This window comes from Mesorhizobium sp. B283B1A, from assembly GCF_020165735.1.
In the GTDB taxonomy this organism is placed as follows: domain Bacteria; phylum Pseudomonadota; class Alphaproteobacteria; order Rhizobiales; family Rhizobiaceae; genus Mesorhizobium; species Mesorhizobium opportunistum.
In genome coordinates this window covers 36,589-54,086 of record NZ_JAIUIQ010000028.1, presented here as the reverse complement: position 1 = coordinate 54,086, position 17,498 = coordinate 36,589, and the positions used below count along the sequence as shown (strand labels likewise).

Annotated in this window: 17 protein-coding genes and 1 riboswitch; of the genes, 9 read left to right on the top strand and 8 right to left on the bottom strand. The window is 63.3% G+C overall.

The window, feature by feature from the left end:
• The first annotated feature begins 47 nt into the window (after nucleotides 1–47).
• The 6 genes from gfa to LB577_RS22425 all read left to right on the top strand — a co-directional run bounded on the left by gfa (nucleotide 48) and on the right by LB577_RS22425 (nucleotide 4,065).
• On the top strand, nucleotides 48–617 hold the full coding sequence (gene gfa, locus LB577_RS22450) for an S-(hydroxymethyl)glutathione synthase (protein ID WP_023763615.1): 570 nt from the start codon (nucleotides 48–50) through the stop codon (nucleotides 615–617).
• A gap of 63 nt (nucleotides 618–680) precedes the next feature.
• A complete protein-coding gene (locus LB577_RS22445; RefSeq protein ID WP_224688474.1) occupies nucleotides 681–1,148 on the top strand; it encodes a YaiI/YqxD family protein in 468 nt (155 codons plus the stop codon).
• Between the two features lie 30 nt (nucleotides 1,149–1,178).
• Entirely contained in the window at nucleotides 1,179–1,856 is a 678-nt protein-coding gene (locus LB577_RS22440) for a DUF1345 domain-containing protein (protein WP_224688472.1), read from the top strand.
• Between the two features lie 97 nt (nucleotides 1,857–1,953).
• Entirely contained in the window at nucleotides 1,954–2,835 is an 882-nt protein-coding gene (locus tag LB577_RS22435) for a cytochrome b/b6 domain-containing protein (RefSeq protein ID WP_224688469.1), read from the top strand.
• 1 nt (nucleotide 2,836) lies between these two features.
• A complete protein-coding gene (locus LB577_RS22430) occupies nucleotides 2,837–3,628 on the top strand; it encodes a molybdopterin-binding protein (RefSeq protein WP_224688467.1) in 792 nt (263 codons plus the stop codon).
• Nucleotides 3,628–4,065: a GNAT family N-acetyltransferase gene (locus LB577_RS22425; protein ID WP_224688465.1), complete on the top strand. Its 438-nt coding sequence runs from the start codon at nucleotides 3,628–3,630 to the stop codon at nucleotides 4,063–4,065. The genes LB577_RS22430 and LB577_RS22425 overlap by 1 nt, the downstream gene beginning before the upstream one ends.
• On the opposite strand, the gene LB577_RS22420 is transcribed toward LB577_RS22425, so the two are convergent.
• Nucleotides 4,062–5,063 carry a hypothetical protein gene (locus tag LB577_RS22420; protein ID WP_224688463.1) on the bottom strand — a complete coding sequence of 334 codons (1,002 nt, stop codon included), beginning with the start codon at nucleotides 5,061–5,063 and terminating at the stop codon, nucleotides 4,062–4,064. The two genes, LB577_RS22425 and LB577_RS22420, sit on opposite strands and share 4 nt — an antisense overlap.
• Nucleotides 5,064–5,306: 243 nt before the next feature.
• Nucleotides 5,307–5,393, top strand: a riboswitch (glycine riboswitch).
• A gap of 149 nt (nucleotides 5,394–5,542) precedes the next feature.
• Here LB577_RS22420 and gcvT point away from each other — a divergent pair.
• The 3 genes from gcvT to gcvP are packed head-to-tail and all read left to right on the top strand — an operon-like array spanning nucleotide 5,543 to nucleotide 9,845.
• The gene (gene gcvT / locus LB577_RS22415) at nucleotides 5,543–6,643 is read left to right on the top strand and encodes a glycine cleavage system aminomethyltransferase GcvT (protein WP_224688461.1); all 1,101 of its coding nucleotides are present in this window, start codon (nucleotides 5,543–5,545) and stop codon (nucleotides 6,641–6,643) included.
• Between the two features lie 5 nt (nucleotides 6,644–6,648).
• On the top strand, nucleotides 6,649–7,017 hold the full coding sequence (gene gcvH, locus LB577_RS22410; RefSeq protein ID WP_224688459.1) for a glycine cleavage system protein GcvH: 369 nt from the start codon (nucleotides 6,649–6,651) through the stop codon (nucleotides 7,015–7,017).
• A gap of 17 nt (nucleotides 7,018–7,034) precedes the next feature.
• A complete protein-coding gene (gene gcvP / locus LB577_RS22405) occupies nucleotides 7,035–9,845 on the top strand; it encodes an aminomethyl-transferring glycine dehydrogenase (protein ID WP_224688457.1) in 2,811 nt (936 codons plus the stop codon).
• Between the two features lie 123 nt (nucleotides 9,846–9,968).
• Here gcvP and LB577_RS22400 read toward each other — a convergent pair whose 3' ends face one another.
• The 7 genes from LB577_RS22400 to LB577_RS22370 all read right to left on the bottom strand — a co-directional run bounded on the left by LB577_RS22400 (nucleotide 9,969) and on the right by LB577_RS22370 (nucleotide 17,497).
• Entirely contained in the window at nucleotides 9,969–11,144 is a 1,176-nt protein-coding gene (locus LB577_RS22400) for a GGDEF domain-containing protein (protein ID WP_224688454.1), read from the bottom strand.
• A gap of 169 nt (nucleotides 11,145–11,313) precedes the next feature.
• A complete protein-coding gene (locus LB577_RS22395) occupies nucleotides 11,314–11,787 on the bottom strand; it encodes a hypothetical protein (RefSeq protein ID WP_224688452.1) in 474 nt (157 codons plus the stop codon).
• Between the two features lie 162 nt (nucleotides 11,788–11,949).
• A complete protein-coding gene (locus LB577_RS22390; RefSeq protein WP_224688450.1) occupies nucleotides 11,950–12,783 on the bottom strand; it encodes a hypothetical protein in 834 nt (277 codons plus the stop codon).
• A 143-nt stretch (nucleotides 12,784–12,926) separates the two neighbouring features.
• Nucleotides 12,927–13,892, bottom strand: a complete 966-nt coding sequence (locus tag LB577_RS22385) for a type II secretion system F family protein (protein ID WP_224688448.1) — start codon at nucleotides 13,890–13,892, stop codon at nucleotides 12,927–12,929.
• A gap of 1 nt (nucleotide 13,893) precedes the next feature.
• Nucleotides 13,894–14,859: a type II secretion system F family protein gene (locus tag LB577_RS22380; protein ID WP_023778793.1), complete on the bottom strand. Its 966-nt coding sequence runs from the start codon at nucleotides 14,857–14,859 to the stop codon at nucleotides 13,894–13,896.
• Between the two features lie 5 nt (nucleotides 14,860–14,864).
• Nucleotides 14,865–16,286 (bottom strand): CpaF family protein, encoded by a 1,422-nt coding sequence (locus LB577_RS22375; RefSeq protein ID WP_023763600.1) that lies wholly within the window; start codon nucleotides 16,284–16,286, stop codon nucleotides 14,865–14,867.
• Entirely contained in the window at nucleotides 16,283–17,497 is a 1,215-nt protein-coding gene (locus tag LB577_RS22370) for a CpaE family protein (protein ID WP_224688446.1), read from the bottom strand. The genes LB577_RS22375 and LB577_RS22370 overlap by 4 nt, the downstream gene beginning before the upstream one ends.
• Between the last annotated feature and the right edge of the window lies 1 nt (nucleotide 17,498).

Genomic DNA, 17,498 nt, shown 5'->3' with positions numbered 1-17,498 from the left:
AAGGGCCAGCGACTGAAGTTGCACGGGTTCAACAAGGGAGGAATAAAATGCCTGAAAAACTGCATCCGAAGATCGACAATGGCTTGCCCAAGGAAAGCGCTGCCTTTGCCGGCGGCACGCTGGTCTGCGCCTGCACCAGCAATCCGGTCAAGGTGAAGGTCAAGGGCCAGATCGCCCACAACCATGCCTGCGGCTGCACCAAATGCTGGAAGCCGGAGGGCGCGGTGTTCTCGGTGGTTGCCGTTGCCGGCACCGGCGATGTCACCGTCACCGAGAACGGCGACAAGCTGAAAGTGATCGATCCCTCGGCGCTCATCCAGCGCCATGCCTGCACCGGCTGCGGTGTCCACATGCATGGACCGGTCGAGCGCGACCATCCGTTCAAGGGCCTGTCCTTCATCCATCCCGAGCGTTTCCAGGAGGATGGCTGGTCGCCGCCGGGCTTCACCGCGTTTGTGTCTTCGATAATCGAATCCGGCGTCGACCCGAGCCGCATGGACGGCATTCGCGGCCAGTTGAAGTCGATCGGGCTCGAACCCTATGACTGCCTCAATCCCGGACTGATGGACTATATGGCAACCTGGACGGCCAAGAAGTCCGGCGCTCTGCCGGCCTGAACGCTATAAGATTTCAGGCAGGGGCCGGACACGCTTCCGGCCCCTGTTCATTTCGGAGAGACAATGCCAGCGCCCGCTATCTACGTCGACGCAGACGCCTGCCCGGTCAAGGCCGAGGTGGAGAAGGTCGCCGACCGGCTTGGAATCATGGTCACTCACGTCTCCAATGGCGGTTTGCGGCCCTCTCGGGATCCGATGATCCGCAACGTCGTGGTCTCCAAGGGCGCCGACGCCGCCGACGACTGGATCGTCGAAAATGCGCGCGCCAACGACATCGTGATCACTGCCGACATTCCGCTTGCCGCCCGCGCCGTGGCGCTCGGCGCCCATGTGCTGGGGCCTACCGGGCGCCCATTCACGCCGGAAACCATTGGCATGGCGGTGGCGATGCGCGACCTCAAGCAGCATTTGCGCGAGACCGGTGAAAGCAAGGGCTACAATGCCGGTTTCGCGCCGCAGGACCGTTCGCGCTTCCTCGGCGAACTCGACCGTATCTTGCGGCGAGCCCTGAAATCCGCCACACCGGGCTAGCAACAAAGCGCAATCCAGGTGGAGACCGCCATGGACGCCCAAACCCCGGTCGAGAAACCCATCCACCGTCACATGCTGTTCGCGGCGTCGGCGTGTTTCGGTGTCTTCGCGCTCCTCGTGGCGTTGCTACTTCATGCCCAGCTCGCTTATTCGATCGGCGCCAACGCATTCTTTGCCGCTTACGTCATTCTCGTCGTTTCCCAGATGCCAAAGTTCACCGGCAGGTATCTGAGCAAGAATGCGCGCGACACCGACCAGCCCGTACTGGTCATCTTCGCTGTAACGCTCATCGTCGTTATTGTAGCCATTATCTCATTGTTCCTGTTGATCAATCAGAAGGACGGAGGCCACTCGATCGAACTCGCTTTCGCGCTGCTGTCGATCCCATTGGGCTGGTTCACCATCCACGCCATGGCAGCGCTCCACTACGCCCATGTCTACTGGATGGACGGCGACGAGGTCGATGCCGGCACCAAGAAGAAGATTCCGGTCGGCGGTCTGCTGTTTCCAGGCGACAAGCGACCCGAAGGCTGGGACTTTCTCTACTTCTCAACGGTTATCGGCATGACGGCACAGACCGCCGACACCAACATCTCGACGACGCATATGCGCCGTGTCGTGCTTGTCCATTCGATCCTGTCGTTCTTCTTCAACACCGTTATCGTCGCAGCCGCCGTCAACCTCGCCGTCAGCCTGGGCGGCCCGTAATAAATCCGTGATCGGATGAAACATTGGTTTGGATCGCGACGTATCAGGAGGACAATGACACGCGCGCCAAGCCGCGAGGCCGGGAGACGAGACGAAGATGGAATCGGTTGCCAGAAGCCAATCCGCCACCGGGCCGGACGCCCCCGTGTCCAGCGAAAAGACACTGATCTATCGTCAGTCGCGCTGGACGCGGCTGACGCACTGGCTGTGGGCCATCTCCCTGTTTTTTATGCTGCTTTCCGGCCTGCAGATCTTCAATGCCCGCCCGCAGCTCTATATCGGCAAGCAGTCGGGCTTTGGCTACGACAACACCATCTTTGAAATCGGCGCAGAGAACACGAACGCCGGCCCGCGAGGCTACACCGAAATCTTCGGGCATCGCTTCGACACGACCGGCGTGCTCGGCTGGTCGGGTCCAGCAGGCAACGAGACGGCACGCGGCTTTCCGTCCTGGGCGACCATCCCGTCCTACTATGATCTCGGCACCGCCCGCGTCGTCCATTTCTTCTTTGCCTGGATACTGACCACGACCTTGATCGTGTGGCTGGTCGCCAGCATCGTCAACGGCCACATCCGCCGCGATCTCGCGCCGCGTCTTGATGATTTGAAGCGCCTGCCGCAGGACATCGTCGACCACGCCAAGCTGAAATTCCACCACACCCGTGAATACAACACCTTGCAGAAAATGGCCTATGGCGGCGTGCTGTTCGTGCTGTTGCCGCTGATGATCATCACCGGCCTGGCGATGTCGCCCAGTATGAATTCGGTGCTGCCCTTCCTCAACGACCTGCTCGGCGGCCGGCAGACGGCGCGCACCATCCATTTCACCGTCATGGTTCTGCTGGTCGGCTTCTTCGTCGTCCATATCCTGATGATCCTGGCTGCCGGCCCGATCAACGAATTGCGCTCGATCATCACCGGCTGGTACCGCACCGACCCTCCGGCGCATGACGACAAAACCACCGAGAGGAGCGCGTGACATGCCGAAATTCGAAATCAGCCGCCGTAAGTTCCTGACCGCGGGCAGTCTTGCCGCCTCCGGCATCCTGCTGTCCGGTTGCGATGCCTTCGACAGCCAGCTGAGCATCGGCGGCGGCCTGCGCAGCTTCCTCGAAAATGCCAATGGCCTGACATACCGCGCACAGCGCCTGCTCGCCGGCCGCGACGCGCTGGCGCCGGAATTCACCGAGGCCGACATCCGCCAGCCGCAACGGCCGAACGGTGTCACGGCGCCGGACGACGACACCTACAAGGGCCTGCTCGCCAACAATTTCGCCGACTGGCGTTTGGAAGTGACAGGCCTCGTCGAAAAGCCGCTGTCGCTCACTCGCGAGCAACTTCAAAACATGCCGAGCCGCACCCAGATCACCCGCCATGACTGCGTCGAGGGCTGGAGCTGCATCGCCAAATGGACCGGCACGCCGCTTTCGCTGGTGCTGGACCAGGCCGTGGTCAAGCCGCAGGCGCGCTACGTCATGTTCCATTGCCTCGACACGATCGACCGCAGCCTCTCCGGAGACATCAAATATTATGGCACGATCGATCTCATCGATGCCCGGCACCCGCAGACGATCCTCGCCTATGGCCTCAACGGTAAGCCGCTGCCGGTCGAGAATGGCGCACCGCTGCGCGTCCGCGTCGAGCGCCAGCTCGGCTACAAAATGCCGAAATATCTCTACAAGATCGAACTGGTCGACGGCTTCGCCAATGTCGGCGGCGGGCTCGGCGGTTATTGGGAAGACAATGGCTATGACTGGTATGGCGGGATTTGATGGCCACTCGGATGGAGGCGGAGCACGACCTGTCGTCCGCCGAATGGAGTGCACTGGAACACCATCTGCACAACGAGAACCGGCGGCTCACAGGCCGTGACGATGACCGCGGACTGGCCTTTGTCATTCGCGAGGATGCCGGACGAACAATAGGTGTCGCGGCCGGCTATTCCTGGGCAGGCACGTCGGAACTCGAGTTGATGTGGATCGATGAGGCCCATCGAGGCCGCGGCTACGCCACGCAGTTGATCAATGCTTTTGTCGCGGAGGCTGCCCGTCGCGGCGCCCGACGGATATGGGTATCAAGCCACGATTTCCAGGCGCCGGGCCTGTACGAAAAGGCCGGCTTCGAGCGCATGGCTGAGTTTGCAGGATGGCCTGAAGGCCATTCCAACATCATCCTCTGCAAAACGATCGCAGCGAACGGCCCAGCCTAAGCCACCTTGTCGAGCAGCGGCTTCAACGCCGGATGGATCTCTGGCGAGGCGTGCTTGATCAGGGCCAGAAGCGCGCGTTCATTCTCGTACAGAGGCCTGTTGGTGCCGATATGCTCGACCAGCCATCTGGCTTCGCCGGCATCGATCGTCTCGGCACGGCGGGCGAGTGCTTCGGCTGCCCTGTTCCTGGCTTCCCACTCGGTCTCGACGTCATCCGGCGAGCGATAGGCCTCGATGATGCCGGCAAGGCCGCCGGAGACCATGCGGCTGAAGAAGCCGCCGATCTGTGGATCGGCGTGGTCGAGGAAATTTTCCTGGCGCAGCGCCACGTCACGGGTTGGGGCTTCGTAGCCGGCCGAGCACATGACGAAATTGGCGATCGCCTTGACGAACAAATCGTTCCAGGAGGGATCGTTGTTGGCCTGGGCAGTGCGCTCGTTGATCCGCAACAGCACCTCGGCCTCGGCGCGGGTGATGGCGATGTTGCCGTCGCCGCCATGGGCATGGAGGATACGGCGCAACAGCTCGACTTCCGCCTTGGCGATCAATCCGGGAACCAGCGCGCCGCCCAGCATCAGCGGCCCCTTGCCGTCGATGACGGCATGCGCGACCTGTTCCAGCGCATAGACGCAAAGCCGGCTCGGCGACGATTTCGCCGCTTCCAGCACATGGACCAGCAATTCGAGTTCCGTCCGGCTGTCGACCATGCCGTCACGCGAGATCGTGCGGACCAGCCAATCGGCATTCTCCTGCGAGATGTAACCAGCAGGCTTTTCCTGATGAACGATGTAGTCGGTGACCGCCTCGACGAAGAATTCGGGCCATTCCCGGCATTTGTCCTTCGCCGTCGCATCGAGCGCGAAGAGTGCCTCGGCCTCGCCCCGCGTCACCACACCATCGGCGAACACTTCGTGGCGCAGCATGGCTACATCTTCCGCGGTGATGCGACTTTTCGAAGTCAGCCCCGCCACCGGCGCGCTCATGATCAATTCGCCCATCTGTCGTCCCCGTCCATCGGCAGAAGAAGCCGGCCCATTCCGTCCGTATATCAGGAGTGTCTTGAAAAACCGGCAAACGGCGTGGTTAGCGAAGACTTGTCGGCGCAGCGCACTTTCGGTGTGTTGGGATTCAGGTCAGGCCGGCATCATCTGAATATCAACGCACCTTTGATGTCGCTAGGAGGTGACAAGGTGTCGCCGACGGGCTATGGATGGCGCGTCGAGGGCTCAGGTTTCGAGTCCTACCTGTTTGCGGGAGAGAGCAGCGAGAGCTGCCGCCGAAGGGGAAATCGCCCGAAATCTCTCAGGCAAAAGAACCGTAGACGGGAAAGACACTCTGGAAAGTCGGGGCTTGCCCCCGCGCCGAAGGTGTAAGCGCCGCTGACAGAGTTCCGGCTGCGCGAGTCTCTCAGGCTTCAGACAGAGGGGCACGGACTGGTCGCCATTCGCGGCCGATTGCGTGCGACTCTGGAGATGACATGACGGGCGACGACAGCAGACACCTTCCCCTCGAAGACATCCATGCAGCGGCCGGTGCGCGCTTTGGCGCCTTTGCCGGCTGGTCGATGCCGCTGACCTATCCGGCCGGCGTCATGAAGGAGCATCTTCACACCCGCGAGCATGCCGGCCTCTTCGACATCTCGCACATGAAGCTGTTCGAGGTCGGCGGGCCGCAAGCGGTGGCGCTGCTCGACCGTGCGTGCCCGCTGGATGCCGGCGCGCTCGAGATCTCGCAGTCCAAATTGTCCTTTTTCCTCAACGAGGCCGGCGGCATTCTGGACGATCTGATCGTCACCAGGCTCAGCGATGCCAGGTTCATGGTGGTCGCCAATGCCGGCAATGCCATCGCCGATGAAAAGCACCTGCGTGACCTTGCCAGGGATTTCGATGCGACGGTCGAGCCGCTCGACCGTGTCTTCCTGGCTATCCAGGGGCCCGAGGCCTGGGCCGTGCTGTCGCGTGCCGGCATCGAGACCGGCTCGCTGCTGTTCATGCACGGCGTCGAACCGCGCAAGAACTGGTTCATGAGCCGGTCGGGCTATACCGGCGAGGACGGTTTCGAGATCGGCCTGCCGGCGGCCGATGCGCGCGACCTTGTCGCGAAGCTGCTGGAGGACGAGCGTGTGCTGTGGATCGGTCTTGCCGCCCGCGACAGCCTGCGGCTGGAAGCCGGTCTTTGCCTGCATGGCCAGGACATAACGCCGGAGACAGACCCGGCCGCAGCGGCGCTGATGTGGGCAATCCCCAAGGACATCCGCGCAACCGGCGCCTTCATCGGCGCCGACGCCTTGCGCGCCGCAGTGGAGCGAGGCCCCGCGCAAAAGCGCGTCGGCCTGAAGCCGGAAGGCCGCCAGCCGGTGCGCGCCGGCGCCGCACTCTTCGACGCCGACGGCAATCCGGCCGGGCATGTCACGTCAGGTGGCTTCGGCCCCTCGGCCGGCCATCCCGTCGCCATGGGCTATGTCTCGACACCGCTGGCAAAGCCCGGGACACGGGTTTTCGCCGACGTGCGCGGCACGAAAATCCCTGTCGATATCAGTTCCCTGCCCTTCACCCCTCATCGCTACCGCAAAGGATGACCCCGATGGCAACGACCTATTTCACCACCGATCACGAATGGCTCCGCGTCGAAGGCGGCATCGCCACCGTCGGCATCACCGACTATGCGCAGGAGCAACTCGGCGATCTCGTTTTCGTCGAACTGCCCGAGGCCGGCCGCAAGCTCGCCAAGGGCGACACCGCCGTGGTGGTCGAATCCGTCAAGGCGGCCTCCGACGTCTACGCGCCGGTCGATGGCGAGATCACCGAGGCCAACGGCACGCTGTCGTCCGACCCGTCGCTGGTCAATTCGGCGGCGACTGGCGCGGGCTGGCTGTGGAAGATGAAGCTCGCCGACGAAGGCCAACTCGAGAGCCTCATGGATGAGGCCGCCTACAAAGCTCATATCGGTTGATATCAGGACGTATTGCCATGACCACAGCACTCACCCCCTTCTCGGCCCGCCATATCGGTCCTGATGTCAACGATGTCAGAGCCATGCTTGCCGTGATCGGCGTTCCCTCCGTCGAGACGCTGATCAGCCAGGCCGTGCCGCAGTCGATCCGCCTCGACCTGCCGCTGACCCTGCCCCCACCGGCCAGCGAGGCCGAAGCGCTGGCCGAATTGTCGACGACCATGGCCAGGAATACGGTGCTGAAAAGCTTCATCGGCGCCGGTTATCATGGCGTGCACGTGCCGCCGGTCATCCAGCGCAATTTGTTCGAGAATCCGGCCTGGTACACCGCGTATACGCCCTACCAGGCCGAGATCAGCCAGGGCCGGCTGGAAATGCTGTTCAATTTCCAGACCCTGGTCACCGAATTGACCGGCCTGCCGGTGGCGTCGGCTTCGCTGCTCGATGAGGCGACGGCGGTGGCCGAAGCGGTGGGCATCGCATTGCGCCACCACCGCGACAAGCGCACCAAGGTGGCGCTGGCCGGCACCCCGCACCCGCAGACGCTGGATGTCGTGCGCACCCGCGCCGAACCGCTCGGCATCGAGATCGACGGCGAGACGATCGACGACAACACAGCCGCCTTGCTCGTCTCCTGGCCGGACACATTGGGCGTCTATGGCGACCACAAGGCTGCGATCGAAAAGGCCCGTGCCATGGGCACCATCGTCGTCTTCATCGCCGATCCGCTCGGCCTGACGCTGACCGACGCGCCAGCCAAGCTTGGCGCCGACATTGCCGTTGGTCCGATGCAGCGCTTTGGCGTGCCGATGGGTTTTGGCGGGCCGCACGCCGCCTATTGCGCTGTCTCCGACAAGCTGACCCGCTTGATGCCCGGCCGCCTGGTCGGCCAGTCGACCGACAGCAAGGGGCGGCCCGGCTACCGCCTTGCCCTGCAAACGCGCGAACAGCATATCCGCCGCGACAAGGCGACCTCCAACATCTGCACCGCGCAGGCGCTGCTCGCCAACATGGCGACCGCCTATGCCATCTGGCACGGCCCCGCCGGGCTGCGTGCGATCGCGGAAAGGATCCATGGGCTCGCCAACCGTCTCGCCGCAGGTCTCAAGGCAGCGAACATCTCCGTGCTCGGCTCCAGCCGCTTCGACACGGTGACGGTGGAGGTGACGGGCGAGGCAGGCTCGATCGCGGCTGCCGCTGAAAAGGGTGGCCGGCTGCTGCGCGTCATCGATGCCGACCACATCGGTATCGCCTTCGACGAAACCTCGACCGAGGCGGACCTCGAGGCGATCGCGGCCCTGTTCGGAGCCAAGCCAGGCGCTGCCCAAGCCGGCTCGATGCCCGGCAAGCCGCGCGGCAAGGAGTTCCTCACCCAGCCGGTTTTCCAGGAGAACCGCTCCGAGACCGACATGATGCGCTTGCTGCGCCGGCTGGCCGACAAGGACCTGGCGCTCGACCGCAGCATGATCCCGCTCGGTTCCTGCACCATGAAGCTCAACGCGGCGGCCGAAATGATGCCGGTGAGCTGGCCCGAAATCGCCAATCTGCATCCCTTCGCGCCGGCCAGCCATTCGGTCGGCTATCGCGCCATGATCGGCGAGCTGGAGGGGTGGCTCTCCGAGATCACCGGCTTCGACGCCGTCAGCCTGCAGCCCAATGCCGGCAGCCAGGGCGAATATGCCGGCCTGCTCGCCATCCGCGCCTATCACCGCTCGCGCGGCGAAGGCCATCGCACCGTCTGCCTGATCCCTTCCTCCGCGCATGGCACCAATCCTGCCAGCGCGGCGATGGCCGGCATGAGCGTTGTCGTCGTGCGCTGTCTTGAGGACGGCAACATCGACATGGACGATATGCGGGCCAAGGCCAACGAGCATTCCAAAAATCTCGCCGCGCTGATGTTCACCTATCCCTCGACGCATGGCGTCTATGAAGAAGGCGCGCGCCATCTCTGCGCCCTCATCCACGAACATGGTGGCCAGGTCTATTTCGACGGCGCCAACCTCAACGCGCTGGTCGCGCTGGCCCGCCCCGCCGACATCGGCGCCGACGTCTGCCACATGAACCTGCACAAGACGTTCTGCATCCCGCATGGCGGCGGCGGCCCGGGCATCGGCCCGATCGGCGTCAAGGCGCATTTGCAGCCCCATCTGCCGGGCCACGTCACCGAGGGTTCGGCGCACGCCGTGTCGGCCGCGCCGTTCGGCAGCGCTTCCATCCTGCCGATCACCTGGATGTATATCCGAATGATGGGCGCCGCTGGCCTCAAGCAGGCGACGGAGACCGCCATCATCTCGGCCAACTATGTGGCGACACGGCTCGCGCCGTATTACCCGCTGCTCTACAAGGGCCGGCACGATCGCATCGCGCATGAGTGCATCCTCGACACGCGCGTGCTCAAGGACAGCGCCGGCATCAGCGTCGACGATATCGCCAAGCGGCTGATCGACTATGGTTTCCATGCGCCGACCATGTCGTTCCCGGTCGCCGGCACGCTGATGGTCGAGCCGACGGAGTCCGAGCCCAAGCGGGAACTCGACCGCTTCTGCGAGGCGATGATCGCCATCGCCGGCGAGGCAGCGAAAGTGGCGAAGGGCGAATGGCCGCTGACCGACAATCCGCTGGTCAACGCGCCGCACACCGCCGCCGAGGCGCTGGCCAGTCAGTGGACCCATCCCTATTCGCGGCTGGAAGCGGCTTATCCCGCGGGCGACGCCGACACCGCGGCAAAGTACTGGCCACCAGTATCGCGCATCGACAATGTCGCCGGCGATCGCAACCTGGTCTGCTCCTGCCCGCCGTTGTTGGACTACCTGGGGGCGGCCGAATAGCCAAAGCATGATCCCGAAAAGTGGGCACCGGTTTTCCCGGACAAACGGAAACCGTTTGTCCAGAGATTATGCTCAGACAAACAAGTAGAGCCCCATCCCGATTCCATCGGGATGGAACAGGCTCTACGCGGAGCGCAAGGCCGGCTCGACCGGCTCGGCCTTGCCCATCGCTTTGCGGGTGACGACACAATTGCGGCCGGCGCGCTTGGCGGCGTAAAGCGCGGCGTCCGCCTCGGCCAGCACGTCATCGAGCGACCTGCCGTCAGCCCCGCCAAAGCCGATGCCCCCGCTGACCGTGCTGCGCAACGGACCGAGCGGAGTGGGAACGACCTCGGTGCCGAAGGCGACGCCGATCCTGCTGGCGAGGTCATAGGCCCGCTCTTCCGTCATCCGCGACATGACGATTACGAACTCCTCGCCACCCAGGCGAAAGGCATCGACGCCAGTCCTGGCATACTTGTTTATGACGGCGGCGAACCGGCACAGCACCTGGTCGCCGACCGGGTGCCCATAGACATCGTTCGTCCTCTTGAAGTGATCGAGGTCGAACATGACGATCGCCATGAACGGACCGAAAGTCCGCTCGCCATAGAGTGACGTCAACCCGCGGCGGTTCATCAGCCTGGTCAGCGGATCGGTCATCGTCTCGGCCTTCAGCTCGATCTGCGCCTGCAGATGGTGAAGGGAAAGCGTCAAGGCGCCGAGGCCGGTCATGCAGGCCACTGCGACGACGGAATTCAGACGTTCGGCCCAGTTGTCGGGCGCCGCCCCCAGCGTCCACTGCCCCTTGCCCAACAAGACCATGCCGCAAAGAGCAAACGACACCGCACAGGTGCCGCTCAGGAACGAGACCACCAGCAGGATCCGCCGGTCGTGGCTGCCGTTGATCCAGAACATGGCCCCGATCGCCGAGAGCAGCACCGTCACCGTCGCGTAGGTGATGACGAAGCCGATGCCGTCAAGACCGAGGAAGGTCACCGCCGCGCAGACTGCCATGGCGCAGAGCGTCGGCACGACGGCACGTCCGTAGTCTGACACGCCGAGATATTGCATGGCCGACAGGCAGATGATCAGGAACCCCAGGCTGAGCAGCGCCAGGGCGGTCTGGCAGAGCACCGGATCGGGATCCCTGGTGTACTGCCAGAACAGGATCACATGCGCGACGAGCACGAGAATGCCGCACGCCACCGTCAGGACGAAGCTGGCCCGCGGCGCGGTAAACCAGATCGCGAACATGGTGACGCTGAGGCAAGTGCCCGACAGCGCGGCTGCGAGCAGGAGCGAACTGAAGTCCAGCATTCGGGTGGAGGCCTCTCGAGCGTCGGCGGTTGTGCCGCATTCTAGGTCAGCGGCAGCCCTCCGACATGGTTTTCAGCCGATCTCTCGATCCAACCTGCGGATAGGGTTTACAAACCGTCGATGTGATCTGTCCCGAAACCGCACCACGCCGGGCGCGGAGCAGGAAACATCACCCCTTGTTCAGCAAGGCGAGATTGGCGTCGACGACCGTGGGGTCGGCCATGCCGGCCTTGGCTTCGAGCAGCAGCGCCCTGGCCTTCCTCTTGTTGCCGCGCAACAGTTGCGAATAGCCCATATTGTTGACGATCTGCGGCTTGCGGCCGGCAACCTTCAGGAGCTGGCCATAGGCGCGGTCGGCGAAGTCGAAACGGCCGAGTTCGTCATAGGAAGCGGCGAGCCCCATCCAGGCCTCGGCATTGTCGGCCTTCAGCTCGACGGCCTTGCGGAAATGCTGTTCGGCGAGACCATAATTGGCATCGCGAAACTGCGCCTTGCCTTCCGCCAGATCGGTGCTGTCGACGGCCTTTGCCGCCGGCTGGATGGCCGTGGTCTTGGTCGTGTCGACGTTGTTGTTCGTCGTGCACCCGGTGATCATCAGGACAGCCGCCATCGTGGCGACCGCCGCAAATTTTGTCTGACGCATGCCCTGCCCCGTCGCCCGATTTGCCGGGTCGTTCTTCAGCAAGGACACTACAGCACGGCGGTTAAGCTTCGGTGCCGAAATGCATCTAAGATTTGGTTTCGGGGATACCAGCCGTTAACCAATGGGCGGCAACACCTCCATCCGGCAGACGCAAGTGCATTCTCACGGCGTCAGGGCCTTGAGCTCGTCCGGAACCGGATAGCGGCCGCCGTCATAGCGCAGCCGGTAGGTGCGGTTCACAGGCTTGCCGGGATGGGACTGGCACTCGCCATTCTTGTCGACAGATGGGTCGTCCGTATCCGACCGCTCGACCACGACAATGTCGTGATAGCCATGGTGGCTCGCCGGGCTCATCGTCAGGCTGACCTGGCTCGAATGAAAGGATCCAGCGCAATTGGTGTCGCCTTCACCGCCATAGTTGGCCACCACAAGGCCGTCGAGCACCGCATGAAGGGCGCCACCGGCAATGGCGTAGAGCCGCAGATCGGTCTCGCTGAACGGATTGGGCTGCGAGTGATTTGCCATGTCGATACGCAGCCCAAAGGCGGTGACGCCGGGCGCCAGGACATAGCGGCCAGTATCGAATTCGATCTTGCGGATCGCAATAGCATCATCGTTCATCAGCCTGGGCTGAAGCAGGCGCTGGCGCACCTGCAGGGTCTTCCTGTCGACGACCAGAAGCTCGATATCGCCATAATGCTCGTCGTCGCTGGATTTGGCGCTATCCATCAGCGGCACGGAGGCCAGCAGCAGATCGTCATGAGCGGGCCAGACCTTGCAGACCACGCCCGGTGTATCATCCTGCGGGAGCAGGACAATGCTGGTATGGGGGTCGAGCGTGAACGAGGCGCCGTCGGCGCTCTTTCGAGCCTTGGGATAGGCCTGCTGCACCAGGGCGGCGGCATCGCCGCAATCGTCGGCCGCGGCCTGGGCGGTCCAAAAGCTGGCGGCGGCGAGAGCGAGAGAGACAGAGAGAGTACACAGAAGAATTCGCATGAGTCCTCGCATCGCAGGGCCGCGTTCGGACAGGATGATGGGTTGTCAGCCCCGGCTCTGCATTTGTCGACTCTCATTTGCTGACTTTGCAGATCCCGATGCAGTACTGTTCGAAATCCTGCTCCTTCGGAATAGGACAGGTCCTAATGCGTACCCGTCATCTTAACGATGATCGGAATGATCGCGATCATCAGCACCACCGGCAGGATGCACACGGTCACCGGTATCGACATCTTGGCCGGCAAGGCATGCGCCTTTTCCTCGGCCAGCGACATGCGCTTGTGACGCATCTCGTCGGAGAAGACGCGCAGCGCTCCCGACAGGCTGGTGCCGAGTTCCTTCGACTGCTGCAGCAGCGTGGCGAAGGAACGGACCTCGTCCAGGCTGAGGCGGTCGGCGAGTGCCTTCAGCGCATCGTCGAGGCCGCGGCCCGCCCTCAGTTCCAGCGACACCAGCTGCAGGTTCTGGCTGAGCGCCGGATAGGTCCTGGCGAGTTCCTTCGAGACGCGCTCGATGCCGGCCTCCATGCTCATGCCGGCATCCGAACAGACGATCATCAGGTCCATGAAGTCGGGAAAACCATTGCGGTATTCGCGCATCTTCTCCCGCGTCTTCTGGGAGAGCACCAGACCGGGCAGAAAGTAGCCGGCCACACCCGACAGGACGATGAACGCCCAGCGGCTGGTCATCGTCGCATCGGCACTGGCCAGCCAATGGTTGAGGACGAAAGCGCCAATCGCGCCGCCGATCAGCGCCGAGAAGCGGATGATGAAGAACATGCCGACGGCGCGCGGCTCCATATAGCCCGCCTGAATCAGCTTCATGCGCAGCCGGGCGACATTTTCCGGATCGCTCTTGGCATAGAATTCCTGCGCCCGCTTCACCGCCTTCTCGCGCACGACGTTGGCGTTCTTCTTCTGCACCGGCTCGGGTCTTGCGGCCACGGGACCATGGTCGACCTTGAGCCGGCGCTTCACATCGTTGCGGTCGCCCTTCGCCGCAACCATCGGCCAGCCGACCGCCACGGTGCCCAACGCCAGGAGCAGGATGGCCACCGGCATCAATGAGGTCGGTGCAAGCGAGGCGAGGAATTCGATGAAGCCCCGCATGTCAGAACCTGAAATTCGACATCTTGAACATCATCAGATTGCCCAGCATCAGCCAGGTGACCGACCCGCCGATCAAGTACCAGGTTTTAGGCTCGTCCCAGACATCGCGGTAGAAGCCCGGCATCATGGCCATGATGCCGGCGAACAGCAGCGCCGGTATCGCCGTCAGGATGTAGGCCGACAGGCGGCCCTCGGTCGAGATGGCTCGCACCTTGCGGCGCAGCTTGCCCCGCTCGCGGATCGTCAACGCCAGGCCATCGAGAATCTCGCGCAGATTGCCGCCCGAACTGGACTGGATCGAGACCGCGGTCATGAACAGCGGCAGGTCTTCGTGGCCGACCCTGTCGAACAGCGAATTCAATGCCGAGACCAGATCGGAACCATAGGTCACCTCATCGGCGATGACGCCGAATTCGGTGCCGATCGGGTCGGGCATTTCGCGCGACACCATGGCAATGGCCACCGGCACCGGATGACCGGCCTTGAGGCCGCGCGTGATCAGTTCCAGGGCCTCCGGCAGTTGCATGCCGAAACGCTTGAGCCGGCGCTTGCGCATGAAGCGCATCACCATCACCGGCACCAGCGGCACCAGAACGAGGAACAGGACAAGCCCCATCAAGAGCGGCAACCCATACCAGATGGCGAACAGCGCCATGGCCATGGCCACACCGGAGGTGATCATCAGGAATTTCGACAGCGGCATGATCATGCCTGACTGCGTGCGTAGCGCCCGGAACCGATCCGGCGAGAACAGCGAGGTGCCGGCATCGAGGCCACGCTCCTTGCGCAGCTGGATCAGCACCTGTTCCTGGCTGATCTTGTTTTCCTGCAGCTTCATGCGCCGGTTGATGGCGGTGCGCTTGTCGCTGCGGCCGGCATAGAGAAGATAACAGGCCTCGGCGATCATGATGCCGGTCAGCGCGGCCCCGGCATAGACGACATAGATCGCGCTCAGTCCGTCGAACACCCCATCTACTCCTGCGGCCGGCCGGGTTCGAAATATCGTCCGGGAAACTCGATGCCCATCGCGCGCAGATCCTCGAGGAAGCGCGGCCGAATGCCGGTCGCCTCGAAATAGCCGAGAATGCTGCCGTCGGCGTCCATCCCGGTGCGCACGAAGCGGAATATCTCCTGCATCTGGATGACGTCGCCTTCCATGCCCGTCACCTCGGCAACGCTCGTCACCTTGCGCTTGCCGTCGGAAAGCCGGGTCAGCTGGACGATGAGGTCGATGGCGCTGGCGATCTGGCTGCGGATCGACTGCACCGTCATCGGCATGCCGGTCATGCCCAGCATCTGTTCGAGACGCGAAATGGCATCGCGCGGCGTGTTGGCATGGATGGTCGCCATCGACCCTTCATGGCCGGTGTTCATCGCCTGCAGCATGTCGAAGGCTTCCTCGCCGCGGCACTCGCCGAGGATGACGCGATCGGGGCGCATGCGCAGCGCGTTCTTGACGAGATCGCGCTGCTTCAACTCGCCATGGCCCTCGATGTTGGCGGGGCGCGTCTCCATGCGCGCGACGTGCGGCTGCTGCAGCTGGAGTTCGGCCGCGTCCTCGATGGTGATCAGCCGCTCGTCTTCCGGAATGAAGGCCGACAGCGCGTTGAGCATCGTCGTCTTGCCGGTGCCGGTGCCGCCCGAAATGATCGTCGTCTTGCGGGCGTGAACCGCCGCCGCCAGCACTTCGGCCATGTTCTGGGTGATGGCGCCGAATTCGACCAGCTTGTGCAGGCCGAGCTTGTTCTTGGAGAATTTGCGGATCGACACCAGCGGCCCGTCGACACCAACCGGGCGGATGGCCGCGTTGAAGCGCGAGCCGTCCAGCATGCGCGCATCGACCATCGGCTGCGATTCATCGACGCGACGGCCGACGGCCGCGACGATTTTGTTGATGATCCGCAGGAGATGCGCCTCATCCTTGAACGGGATGTGGACCTGCTGCAGCTTGCCCTTCTTTTCGACGAAGCAGTTCTGGTGGCCGTTGATCAGGATATCGTTGATGTCGGGATCCTTGAGCAGCGGCTCCAGCGGACCGAGGCCGACCATCTCGTCGACGATGTCGTCGACCAGTGCGTCGAGTTCGGCGGTGTTGATCGCCATCCGCTCCTGGCGGGTTTTTTCCGAAACGAAATCATGCACCTGCCGGCGCATCTCGTCGCGGGGCAAACGCTCCAGCGCGACAAGGTTGATCTCCTCCAACAGCATCCTGTGGATGCGCACGCGGGCGTCGAGCACCTTGTTGGCATTCTTTGCAGGTGCCGTCTCCGGCTTTGCCGGCAAAGCTTTTCGACTGGTCGGGATGACGACCGCATGATGCGCGACCGGGGCTGATTCCGCCGGGCGCTGTGGGCGCGCATCGCGGTTCTGCAGGGTGGAAAAACGGCTGGTCATCCGGCCTTCCTCTTCAACAGGCCTCTGCCGAAGCCGAACAGCGATTTCGACTTGGCTCCGATCGCGACAGCCTCTTCCGGAAGGATGATCCGCTTCAGGTCGTTGACGACATTGGCGTTCGGATCGATCTCGTGCAGCGGTACGCCGCGGTCGACCGCCTCGCGCACCAGCCGGTAGTTGTTGGCGATGCCGCCGACGAAATGCTCGCCCAGGATTTCCTGGACGTCCGCCTGCTTGATGCCGTTGTCGAACATCTTCTGCTCGAAACGGTTGACGATGACGTTCGGCTTCACTTCCTTGCCCACCGTCTCGTAGACCGCCTGGATCAGCCTTTGTGTGTGGCGCAGGCATGGCACCGTCATCTCGGCGACGATGTAGAGCTTGTTGGAGCCAAGCAGCACGGTTTCCGTCCAGGGGAACCAGGTCCGCGGCATGTCGATGACGACATTGTCGAAGTAGGCCGACACGAGATCGAGCATGCGCACCACGACATCGGTCTTGAATGAGCGCATTTCCGAGGGATGCGTCGGCGCCGCCAGCACGCAAAGCCCGCTCGCATGCTTCGACAGCATCACGTCGAGCAGTTGCCGGTCGAGGCGTTCGGGCTGGTTCTCGATCTCGGTGATGTCGAAACGCGGCTCGAGGTCGAGATATTCGGCGCAGGCGCCTTGCTGGAAATTGAGGTCGACCACGCAGGTCGAGGCACCGCGCGTCACCGAGTGATGCAGCTGGAAAGCCGTCTGCAGCGCCAGCGTCGTGGTGCCGACGCCGCCCGCGGCCGGCATGAAAGTGTAAATCTGCGACTCGGTGTTCTCCTCGCGCCCCGGCCCTTGCAGGGCACGCACGACCGAGCGCACCAGGTCGGCGGTGGTGATCGGCTTGACCAGGAAGTCGGCGACCTTGAGCTGCACCAGGATGCGCACGGCGGCGGCGTTGAACTCCTGGGTGACCACGACCACCGGCGCCTTGCCTTCCAGCCGGCGCATGATGCGCTGCAGCGACTCGACCTCCTCCAGCCTCGCCGCGTCCATGTCGACGATGATGACGCCGAAGTCGGTCTCCTGGACCTCGCCGCGCAGTTCGGTGACACTCTTGTCCACCGTCGAGAGCTGGATGATCTCGGAAGCGGCGAACGCGGTCCGCGTGTCCTGCACGAAGGTCCTGTCCGTCGAAACGAGCAGGATCTTCTTGGTCTTGATGCCGTTTGCCATT